The 11015-nt window shown below is 42.5% G+C and carries 12 protein-coding genes; 1 reads left to right on the top strand and 11 read right to left on the bottom strand.

What is annotated here, in order from left to right; genetic code table 11:
* Window positions 1–159 precede the first annotated feature (159 nt).
* The 3 genes from MTCT_RS09030 to MTCT_RS09020 form a co-directional block, all read right to left on the bottom strand.
* Window positions 160–1254 (bottom strand): Cdc6/Cdc18 family protein, encoded by a 1095-nt coding sequence (locus MTCT_RS09030; protein WP_010889853.1) that lies wholly within the window; start codon window positions 1252–1254, stop codon window positions 160–162.
* 562 nt (window positions 1255–1816) lie between these two features.
* Complete coding sequence (locus MTCT_RS09025; protein WP_144245669.1) at window positions 1817–2158, bottom strand: hypothetical protein; 342 nt, start codon at window positions 2156–2158, stop codon at window positions 1817–1819.
* Between the two features lie 11 nt (window positions 2159–2169).
* Window positions 2170–2604, bottom strand: a complete 435-nt coding sequence (locus MTCT_RS09020) for a hypothetical protein (protein WP_144245668.1) — start codon at window positions 2602–2604, stop codon at window positions 2170–2172.
* A gap of 250 nt (window positions 2605–2854) precedes the next feature.
* Here MTCT_RS09020 and MTCT_RS09015 point away from each other — a divergent pair, with 250 nt between their 5' ends.
* Complete coding sequence (locus MTCT_RS09015) at window positions 2855–3922, top strand: site-specific DNA-methyltransferase (RefSeq protein WP_010889862.1); 1068 nt, start codon at window positions 2855–2857, stop codon at window positions 3920–3922.
* Here MTCT_RS09015 and MTCT_RS09010 read toward each other — a convergent pair.
* The 8 genes from MTCT_RS09010 to MTCT_RS08965 all read right to left on the bottom strand — a co-directional run bounded on the left by MTCT_RS09010 (window position 3911) and on the right by MTCT_RS08965 (window position 10967).
* Entirely contained in the window at window positions 3911–4519 is a 609-nt protein-coding gene (locus tag MTCT_RS09010) for an MjaI family restriction endonuclease (protein WP_010889861.1), read from the bottom strand. The two genes, MTCT_RS09015 and MTCT_RS09010, sit on opposite strands and share 12 nt — an antisense overlap.
* A 276-nt stretch (window positions 4520–4795) precedes the next feature.
* Entirely contained in the window at window positions 4796–5227 is a 432-nt protein-coding gene (locus tag MTCT_RS09005; protein ID WP_048176719.1) for a hypothetical protein, read from the bottom strand.
* A 36-nt stretch (window positions 5228–5263) separates the two neighbouring features.
* Window positions 5264–6763 carry a DUF11 domain-containing protein gene (locus MTCT_RS09000; protein WP_010889859.1) on the bottom strand — a complete coding sequence of 500 codons (1500 nt, stop codon included), beginning with the start codon at window positions 6761–6763 and terminating at the stop codon, window positions 5264–5266.
* Window positions 6764–6868: 105 nt separating this feature from the next.
* The gene (locus tag MTCT_RS08995; protein ID WP_048176717.1) at window positions 6869–7132 is read right to left on the bottom strand and encodes a hypothetical protein; all 264 of its coding nucleotides are present in this window, start codon (window positions 7130–7132) and stop codon (window positions 6869–6871) included.
* A complete protein-coding gene (locus MTCT_RS08990) occupies window positions 7129–7839 on the bottom strand; it encodes a metal-dependent hydrolase (RefSeq protein WP_048176716.1) in 711 nt (236 codons plus the stop codon). The genes MTCT_RS08995 and MTCT_RS08990 overlap by 4 nt, the downstream gene beginning before the upstream one ends.
* A 111-nt stretch (window positions 7840–7950) precedes the next feature.
* On the bottom strand, window positions 7951–8538 hold the full coding sequence (locus MTCT_RS08985; protein ID WP_144245667.1) for a hypothetical protein: 588 nt from the start codon (window positions 8536–8538) through the stop codon (window positions 7951–7953).
* Window positions 8539–9103: 565 nt separating this feature from the next.
* Window positions 9104–9958 (bottom strand): DUF3800 domain-containing protein, encoded by an 855-nt coding sequence (locus MTCT_RS08975; protein WP_010889856.1) that lies wholly within the window; start codon window positions 9956–9958, stop codon window positions 9104–9106.
* A 580-nt stretch (window positions 9959–10538) separates the two neighbouring features.
* Entirely contained in the window at window positions 10539–10967 is a 429-nt protein-coding gene (locus tag MTCT_RS08965; protein ID WP_144245666.1) for a hypothetical protein, read from the bottom strand.
* Window positions 10968–11015 lie beyond the last annotated feature (48 nt).

Raw genomic sequence — 11015 nt, 5'->3', positions numbered from 1 at the left:
CCTATATAAGTTATATAGAACTGCGCTGGCAAATAAGCGAAAAATGGCGGTGCGCAGCCCTTCAGAATCTGCTTAGCCAACTAAAAAAACTATGAGGTCATAAAAAATAGGGAGTTCACTACAGGCAAAAATCCAGAGAAAGTTGCCCCTAGGTTAGCCTCAGAGGGACCTCCTTATGGCCTCAAGCATGAGGTCAGGGTCAATAGAGGAAGAAGGAACAACATGCCAGTTAACCCCCCTCCCACGGCCCCTGCCGACAACCTCAATCTCGACAAGGCCATAGAGTTCAAGTTCCCTCAGGAGCTGGGAAAGCCTCCTCTGCGTGAGGGCGTTGCCCCCAAACTGCTCCTCGGCCATCTTGTTGTACTTCCTATATATCTCAGTGGGGGTACCCCCCTGGGAGGTCATGACGGCGTACAGGAGGATCTTCTGGTTGTCCCTCAACTGCTCAATACTACGCCTGATAAACTCAACCTCAACCTCATCAGTCGCCATCCTCACATCAGACTCACTGACAACACCCTTAAGCTGCCTTATCGCAATATCCGCCGCGAAGCTGAGGAGGTCAAGGGCATACCTGGCGTCCCCATTACGCTGGGCCGCGAGCGCCGCGCACAGTGGCACAACATCGTCTTCCAGGACACCGTCGTTAAACGCCATCTCAACCCTGTAGTTCAGGATCTCCTCAAGCTGCGGGGCGCTGTAAGGGGCGAAACTGATCCTCCTTGGCTTAAACGAGGATATAACACCCGAGTCGCCGATCATGTCCATGACCGTAAGCTTGTTGGAAAGGCCTACAATGCACACATTCGGCTCCCTGGAAAGGTGGTAGAGGAGCTTATCCCCGTCCCTGGAAAGGGTCTTATCGATCTCGTCCATTACGATGATCATCTTTCCCTCCGAGGCCCTTTCCCTAATCTTCTCCACAATGTTCAGGAACCCAAGACCTCGTCGGGGGGCCCTGGCAATGGACGTTGCGACCTGGTAGGCGGTGCCGTCCGCAACGATGTACTCAATCACCGCGTCACTGGTGTGCTTCTCGAGTTCGTTGATCACATACTTCGTCGTGACGGTCTTCCCAGATCCTGGGGGCCCTACAATCAACAGGTGTGGTGGGGTGGCGCCGTCGAGGATGTACCCCAGGTACTGGCTGATAGCACCCACCTCTTCCTTCCTGTCCTGCAGGGTGTCAGGTACAAACAACGGGCTGAGGACATCCCTGTTTTTGAAAAGTTTAGGTCTCTTCTCAAACATCTGCAGCTCCCCGCAATACAACTTTACAATTCGAAACCTTATTTCTATATGTAATCCTAACTTCTTATTGTATATATGTTTCTAATTGAAAAGAATTAATACCAAATTTCTATATAAGCACATGGGCCCACGGTGGGACAGAGAGAGTGAATTTCTACTTGTAACAAAAAACAACCCCATTGCCCGGGAGACAGAGAGTGAATTTCTACTTGTAACAGGGACAAGGGCATGAACCTGTAGTAAAAACAGGCAAGGTCTTCCTGTTCAACTCCTCTTTTACTTCGCCATACAAAAAAACCTTGAAAATTTTTTATATATGAAAGGTTTGATTTTTTTGTAATAAATATTTTTTGCAGTTGAACAACGCCTCTCTCTGACAGATGACAGTACAGGGTTGCGGTTTTGGGTTTGTCTTGGGCTTAGTTAGTGTAGTTGGTCATGTTAGCAGGACCTTGGTTTCTGGTTACAATTCGCAATTTACTCTCTGTCTCCTGTGAGGGGGGAGGGTTTCGTTACAATTCGCAATTTACTCTCTGTGTCTTCAAGGGTAGATTATTAAATCCTATAAATAATTCAAATAAAGAATTAAGTTCGCTGGATCTCCCTCCAAAACACCAAGTCCCTCTATAAGGAGGTATGTAGATCCACTATAATATTCTAAAATATCTTCCTGACTGGTTTTTACTGATAAGCGAAGCATTTTATTTTCATTTTCTGCAAAAAATTGCATGAATTTATCTATTTTGCTTTTAGGAGCCTTGATGTTCAATTCAGTTCCTTCAGCACCCATATTTATAGAAACAACAAGATCCTTTTCTATTATGAGCTCTTTTTCATCTTTTTCATCCTTGTCCTTGCATACTTTAACTACGATATCAGTTAATGGTTTAGACGACATTGACAACAAGAGAACCACTACCTGCTGTATTCAACTTCCCCTTCAATGGCTTTTTTCTTTCTAAGTTTTTCTAACAATATCTCAATAATCCCCCTGTTCTGAAGTCTTTTGACTTCGTTCTCCAAGTAGTTAACTTCTCTCTCTTTTTTGTCTAGAAGAGATTTTATATGCTTATATTTGTTTTGTAGCTTATTGAATTCTACTTGCAGTTCATCTATCTGATCCTGTAATTCTGTTTTCTCTTTGATAGTCATGTCATATTTTTCCAAGATGTCTCTTAGTAATTTAAAATCAGGTTTTTTGATTATTATTATTTCTTCATTACATTTGAATCCTTGGGATTTGACTTTTTCCTTTCTTAAACTTATTATATGCTGAACGGTCTTGTATTCCTTGTTTTTTCTTTTGTATTTGCGAGTATAGCACTTTATATCTGACTCAAGATACTTCATATAGTATACTATTAACTTATACAATATATAATTAATAGTATCCAATAGAAAATATTATAATATATTTTATTCTACTGTATAATAAAATAAAGTAAATAAAGATAAAATAATAGAAGATTGGGGGAAATTTTAAAGTAAAGAAATTTTAAAGTAAAAGAAAGCATTCATTATAATAATCTGATTTATACTCTCTTGAAAGGATTTCCACACTAAAAAAATATCCACACTAAAAAAATAAAAAGAGGGAACCATGAAAACTACACATAGAATCTATTTTAAAAATTCTGCTGATATGAATGAATTGAAAGATAAAAGCATTAATCTTGTTGTCACGTCTCCTCCGTATCCTATGGTTGAAATATGGGACCGCCTTTTTTCTGAACTGAACCCTAAAATTGAAGAAACTCTGATAGATGAAGAAGATGGATTGAGGTCTTATAATTTAATGCATGAAGAATTGGAAAAGGTATGGCATGAAGTCGACAGGGTAACTGCACCTGGAGGTGTGGTGATCATTAATATAGGGGATGCTACAAGGAAAATTGGTAAAAAGTTTCAATTATACCCTAACCATGTCAGGACAATTGATTTTTTCTTTGACAGGGGATATCAAGTTTTACCATTTATAATTTGGAGAAAACAATCTAACAAACCAACAAAGTTCATGGGGTCTGGAATGCTTCCTCCGAATGCTTACGTCACCCATGAACATGAATACATTTTGATATTTAGAAAAGAAGGTCCTCGACAATTTAAGACAGAAGAAGAAAGAAAATTGCGCAGGGAAAGCGCTTATTTTTGGGAAGAACGCAACCAATGGTTTTCTGATGTTTGGACTGACTTAACAGGAGTTTCTCAAAGACTAAATCATAAAAATTTAAGAAAAAGAGCGGCAGCCTATCCCTTTGAACTTGCGTATAGGTTAATAAACATGTATTCGATCATGGGTGATTGGGTTCTTGATCCTTTTCTTGGCACTGGAACCACCATGATTGCTGCTGCATGCGCAGGAAGAAATTCAATAGGTTATGAATTAGACCACAATTTCAAAGACTTGATAGAATCAAGAATAAATGAAACTTTGAAATTATCTAATGAGATCGTCATGAGGAGGATAAATGATCATATAGAGTTTATTAGAGAAAAAAATGGGAAATATTATTCGGAAAACTACAAATTTAAGGTTACTACGAGACAAGAACAAGATATTCGGTTATACTATCCCAGAACCTATAAAAAAATAAAAAATAATGAATTCGAATTTTTTTACCAGGAGGTCAATCCAAAAAAGGAAAGACAATCCAAGTTAAATATTTAGATTGTGATAGATATAAAGATATCTGCTATTTTTAGGCTTTTTGTAAAAAATTGTCTGTATGTCTATTTCCTCCCTTACCGTGGGTCGCATTGATTCATAACTCATGGGCTTTATGGAAACCGGTGTAGATCCAATGAATCCATCAATGTTTTTACTTTCCTCTTTTGAGGTTGCTAAGCGCCACTCCAGACCTGCTTCTTCAGCGATAGTTTTCAGAATGATTTCTTGAATTATTAGACCTTCCGCTGTTTTGGTTATAACTAAATCTTCTACCCATTTCCTGATCATTTCTTCATCTATCAATTCCATAGCAGCTTTCATATTTTCTATCATTTTGCTGATCTTTTTTGTTGCTTTTTCGATGCGGTCAGAATAATGTTCCAGATACCATTTTTTCCAACCTTCGTAACTCTTGTCGGGGCATTCATGTATCAAATCTGACATCTGACCTACTACCCTTGGTCGGGTACCCTGCGCGTTTTGATTTGCTAAATTTATAATTTGGGTTGTATACTTGGGAAATTCTACTTCTTTACCGGTTATCTTCTTTAATTCATCTTTAAAATCTAACCTGATTTCTTTAAAGTTATCTATCACTCTACCACCCCTACGTAACACTTTATGATTTAGATTAGAAATGATTTAATTCATTCGTTATAGCATTGCATAAAGAATAGTGTGCTGGAACCCCAAAAAACCAAATTTAACACAATAAAACAAAAAAGACCATTCATTGAAAATTTTGTCTGTTTTTGAAGGTGGGGACCTGGTGTTGTTCACATGGCTTTTGCAGGTTACGAGTTGAACAAATAAACAAAATAAAAAAAATCAGGGAAACACCTGCTGGGGTTACCCTCTAGGCGTTTTTGGCGGCTACACAACAAGCCGTTGCTGCAACTGCTCTGACACAATGGTATCAAAAGAAAACATCAGCCCCCTTGAATTCCTTATATCGAGTTCAAAGTGCTCGCCAGCTTCTTCAAGGGCGTGTAGTGGGTAGAAGGATAGCATCTTGTCAAAGGTTACCATGAAAGGCCGTGCCTGGAATTTATAGGAAAGTTTCTTGAACAACCAGACATCTCGCTTTTTTAGTTTAAACTTGTCCCTAAAGGGGAGTAACATGAAAAGGTAGTTGACTTCCCCGTCCCCTGCGATAGCAACCTTCATGCCAGGGACTTCCATCATCCTGACATCAAACCCATGCTGCGAAACCTCCTTCCTCATTTCAGCTATCTGCCTCATCACGACTATCGCCTCATAGATTTGATTGGAGAGTTTCCTTATTGGGGCATCATTCTCTGCCATAGCCACACCTTAAAAAATTAAAAATGTATTGTAGATTTATTGTAGTGATGTGCCGTTTTCATCAAGCAGCAGTGTTGCAATCCTAACAACAGGTGCCTTCTGCCTTCCTTTGACCCCAGACACGTTGACCCTTTGGGTTATGACGCTGGTGGCATTGTAGGTGTTCTCGTAGGATACTGTCCTTGGCCTGTAATTGGTGTTGTAGGTGTACTGCTTGAAGAGCGCACTGGTGCCGAGCTGGAAGTATCCAAGGCTGAGGTCCCTGCTGAGGCCATTCTTCAGGTAGAAGTTGTAGGTCTTCCTGGTGATTTTGCCGTGGTCATTGATGTTCACATATAAGAGCACCCTGATGGTCACCGCAGAGTTGTTCTTTATCCTCACCTTGAGGGCCTTCTTAGGTATCGCTGCAGATACCAGCGCTGTATCGTCGTTGTTCACGGGGTTGCTGTCGTCGATTGCAGGTGAAACCGCCGTGGCGTTCACTGTGAAGTTGCCCGCTGATACAACCCTTGCTGTTATATTGAGGAGTGCTGCTTCGTTGTCTGCAAGGTCACCGATGACCCAGACACCGTTACTGTAGGTGCCCCTGTCCACCTGCACATTCTGGACCTGCAGGTTAGCAGGTAGCTGCAGGTTGACCCTGGCATTCTGGGCGGCCTCAGGGCCATTGTTCTTAACACGGCAGACCACATTGACAACGTCACCCTGATAGGCCCTCGGTTTACTCACAGAGAGGTCAAGGTCCAGGTCAGTTCCCTTAACAGCGACTGAGGCCCGGGCTATGTTGTTGTAGACATTCACATCACCCTCATCCACCTCACGCACTGAAACATAGTCAGAGAGATCACCTGTCCTGTTAACAAGGCACACAACTGTAAGTGTGGCCTCCTCACCGGTATCAAGGGTCTCAAGGATCCACTCCCTCGCCACATCGTCAAAGTAACCTGTAGTGTAACTGTAACTCTGAATCGCAAGGCCTCCTGAGAAGAAGTTGGCAACGTTGATGTTATTTGCAGCGTGGGGGCCCCTGTTCTTGAGTTTCACATTGAATGTGACCGTATCACCAAGCCTGGCACTCTGTTTACTGCTGGTCACATTGAGTTCAAGGTCCGCGATCCCCCTGACCCTGAACTTCAACTGGGCATTGTTGTTGGCAGGGTTCTCATCACCATCTGCAGTCACGTTGGCGGTCACCGTCACATTCCCAGTCCTGTTGAGGAGGCACACAAGTGTCAGGGACCTCTCCTCATAGGCGGGAATATCACCTATTTCCCAGGTACCTGTTTCGAGGTCATAGTAGCCCTGAGCTGTGTAGTAGTCCTGGAGGACCAGTCCCTCGGGAACCTTAACAGTTGCAACGGCGTTTTGCACATTCTGATTGCCTGCCTTCGCTATGACCTTAACCCTAAGGGTCGAGTTATACACTGGCTTCGTGTTGTTCTTATCGAGTTCAACACCCACATCTGCCGCAGCCGATGAACCTGCCAGTATAAAAACTGCAAGCAGCGCTGCAAGCAGAAGTGTTCCATTACGCATGCATTTTCCACCTCCTGGAGAATTCTAGTAATATAATATTGTTAAATTATAATACATAATTTTAGGCCCAAAAAGAAGTTAAAATTAAAAAATAAAGGTTAATAATCATTCAATCCTGCTTTCAATCACCTTATTTATTATGTTGCCATTTTTAGATTCATATATGTCTATAAATAACTTAATAGCCTCCCTCGAAAGTTCACTTTTTGACTTTGACTCGATATAGCTGATAATCTCAAGCTTACAGGCGGTCCTGGTGTCCAGGTAAACCTTCTGAGTATAGATTTTCTTGTCAGTACAGAACCTCTCAGACTTCTCTATAAAACTGCATACCTTCTCAAAAGCAGGGCTCCGCCTTGCCAGAGTCATCCCCCCGTCTCATTTTGCTTCGTGGTTTTGTTTTCGGTGGTGTTAGAATCCAATTTCAGGTGCTTTCCCTGCCCTCCCCGGCTGATACCCCTGTACCTGTAAACCCTGCTGTCACCGTCGCTCACATAGTCAATGAAGATACTGCCATTAGGGTAAGGGTGAATCCAGGTGTCACCGTTGCCTCTGAAGTTAAAATTCACATTTATGTCCGTCCTGTTGTTTGAGGCCCCGCTGCCAGAACCCTTCCACTGGGAAATCGCCGAAGTCGGCGCAAATGGGGACGGCGCATAGATAACAAGGAGTAGAATCGCTGCAAGAATACCTATAGTTGTTAACGCCCTTTTTTCCCTGGGACCACTACCCTTATGCCTCCAATCGACCCTGTAACGCCCCTTGTAAATCGGGTAAAAAAAGGGGCAGCCCGTTGGAGTCATGAAATCAAGCAAAATATGGGAAGATACGCCCGACAACATGGCGGCGCCTGTGGTCACATCATAAAAGAGGTACAAGAGAACAAAGGGTATCAGGGTGAAAACATTGTGAAGTTGCCTTTTGTGCTCGTTAAACGCCGCCTTTTCTGCAAAGTCGACCACTACAGATGAAAGAATTGTCAACATAAAAAAGTATGGTGAAAGATCTGCGTTCAGGAGATAACCAAAGAATACCGCCACAAAGACCGAAAATAGGGCGTGCGTATACCATTTCAAATTACCACGACCCCCACCGACTTACTGATAACCTGCGGCGTAAAGCCAGAAAATGTAATAAGCCGCGCCGAAGGCCGACCCAGAAGATAAACAGGAGGCACCTGCCTGAACTTAAGAAATCCATAAAAGAGTCCTCCCCACAGATATGCCAACAAAAATTGCCGCAGAAAACAGGTAAAAGTCGAAGTGGTTCCTGTTATAGATAGCCGAGCCCGCCTTAACAAAGGTTAATATTGCTATAAAGCTCGCAAAGACTATGAGGGGTATCTTAATATCAGTGACCTCGTCAGACCTATCGCTTAGGATGGTCATTCTCTTAAGCAAACGCCCCTGACCCTTCTGGGGTCTGCCCCTGATACTACAAAGAACTTGGACATCTTCCATGAGATCCAAAAGAACCCTTGCAGTGTTCTTAGAAAGCAACTGAAAGTCATTGAACACCAGGAGGACATTCCTGTTCTTCGACCTCTTCTTGATGTCCCTGACAATCTCATTCGTTGTATACTTGCTGTATATAGTGCTTTTTGCAAGGTTGCCAAGGTCAGCCAATATTTCAGCGGCGGTCTCCTTTGCAGGGTTAATGTGTTCAAGGAATATAACCCTATGACCTGTTTTCAGGTCGAGGTAATCCCTTACATCCTGGTACTTAATCGCAACACTCTTCCCTTCTTCTAGGGCCTCAATAACTTTCTGCCTCAAGTTCATCACCCGTAAGAAGTACCTGTGCATTATTAATATCATAATAATATTATTTAATTTTTTCATATTAAAATCTCATGGGGTGCGGTTACAACCGAAGACAGCCGCCATAATTTAACATTCTAAAAACCTGAAAAATGCATTAAACATGTCATTAAACCTTTATATTAGAAAAAGAAGGCAAAATATACTGTAAAACATTGAAAAAATAGGATTTGGGTCGGCAGGTTTTGGTTGTAATGGTTGCAGCCGTCAATATATATTGATTTTATTTTTTGGAACAGGGTGGACGGGGCCCCCACGAGAACGCCCGCCAATCTCATTCACTGGTTTTTCCCGCCCAATCTGAGTAACGCAGCGAAAGCGGCTGTTTTAGGAAATTCGAGAGTGAGCGAAGCGAACGGCCCGAAGGGCGAGAATTTCCGCACAGCCGCTGGAGCGAGTAACGGAAGATTGGTGCGGTGACCCAAGCGAGCGTAGCGAGCGCCGGGGCCTTCGGGTGGGGGGTTTGGGGGGAGGGTGAATCCCTCACCCCAAAGAACAAGTTAAAAACAACTATTTGAGGTTACCTTATAGGTGCTTTGTCGGCATCACTCTGAGGTTCATAATGCCAGAAATTTATACTGTTAGCAGGTTTAGGTGTCCACAAGCCTTCACTTGTATCAAGACTTACCCCCATCTTTAACTCTTTGCACCTCTTGTTGAAATAAGAAAGAATTTCAAAACGCTTCCTATCCTTTTTGGAGAACTCAACGTTTTCTACAGGAACTAATCTTTGCTGTCCACATTCTTCGTAGTTCCAGTCTACATAAAGCCCAAACTTCTCCTTAGAAAAAACACTGAGTCCCGCGAAAAAGTCAGCCACTTGAACTAGTACATTATCCTTGGAATCAACTTCATTAATACTTAGTATATTAAACTGTTCCTTTAGGTCTACCTTTGAACCACCAATATCCAAGAAGAACGCCACTTCCTCCCAATCTACTGAACCTGTTTCATCAGGGAAAAAGCACCAATCTCCAGAAGGCCAACGCTTAGAAATCACATTGGAAAATAGATGATAGTACATCCTCTGCAGGTTTTGGTTATCATCCCGCCCTTGTATACTGTGACGGCTGTCTTCAATGTCCCACCGTAAGATATCCACACGAACTGGTGGATTACCAAGGTTACTGAGTTCTAAAAAGTAGTCTACAATCTTCTCATATGCTCTACACCGGAATATGTCTATTTTATTCCATTTCAACTCTCTTCTTTTTAAACCAGATTCATCAACGACCGAGTCAAGTATACTATTTATATCTCCTTCAAGTTCACTTCCAAACTCAGCCGGATGGCTTACCATTCCGATAGCCCGATATCTCCCCTTGTTCTGGCTGGATTCATCTGTCCAGCCAAAAAAAAGCTTACTTGAATTCATTTTAACAACCCCTAATAGACACTTATCTTATAACATCTTTTAATATAAATAAATGATAACTAAAGAACTGTTAGTTATACTTACAATGAACTCCACGTATGTGGTGTTCGTTCACCCCTTCACGGAGCCCAGACACTCAAAATAATTCACGCCAGCTTCGTCATACCTCTTAGTATTATACGAAGTACGAGCGAAGCGAGAGCGAGCGAAGCGAGCGTTACTTCGTATAATACGAGGTACTGACGAAGCTGGCGTCTATATAAGAGTGTCGGGGTGGAGTGAAGGGGTAAATGCACAAAATTACAAGTTGAGGCATGGTTTACCTAAAGTGGGGCGGGGGGTGGGGGGCGGTAGCCCCCCTGGTCGGCGGCGATTTCCGAGCGAGCGAAGCGAGCGACCCGAAAGGGCGGAAATCGCTTAGCCGACCCATAGGACATTACCAAGCCAGAGGTCAACCAAAGACCCAACAACTTTTTGACCAAAAAAATTGTCTTGAAAAGACAATGCTGCACTTCAGGAAGATTACGGGGCAAACCCTCAGACACCCCTTAAAAAGAAAAGTTAATAGTAAAATGGTAAGTTAAATTGCCCCATCAAGTATAAGGTCAATCAACTTGATAGCTGCTTCTTCGTTTTTATCGATTCCATCAGAAACAAGGGCAATTTTAAAAGCCATATTACGTAATGTATCTTTGAAATTTTCGGCTTCTGAAGCTGGTATCTTCCCCAAAAGAATAGAAACCGCCTTTAATCCCTCTAAGGGGTCTAAAGTTTCTACTACAGCAGATAGGGCATCGTCATCATTCAGGTGCATGTAGACATGGTCCTCAAAAACTTCTTTGGTAAATCCCGTCGAAAAAGTTGCCGCCCTAATAGTCTGCCTTAAATTCTCATCAATTTCTTTAGGATCTGCATGGCCGTCAGCAGCAGCCACCAAAAAACCAACCCAAATAGGCGAAGCCTGTAATATCAACCACTCTTTTGTAGTAAAATGGCGTCTAAATTCCATCAAAACACCCCTAACAACACCCTTAGGTAAAGATACTGTAACAGTCAT

Origin of the sequence: Methanothermobacter sp. CaT2 (assembly GCF_000828575.1) — an archaeon.
In the GTDB taxonomy this organism is placed as follows: domain Archaea; phylum Methanobacteriota; class Methanobacteria; order Methanobacteriales; family Methanothermobacteraceae; genus Methanothermobacter.
The sequence above is the reverse complement of the archived record's forward strand: the minus strand, read 5'-3'. Positions and strand labels throughout refer to the sequence as shown.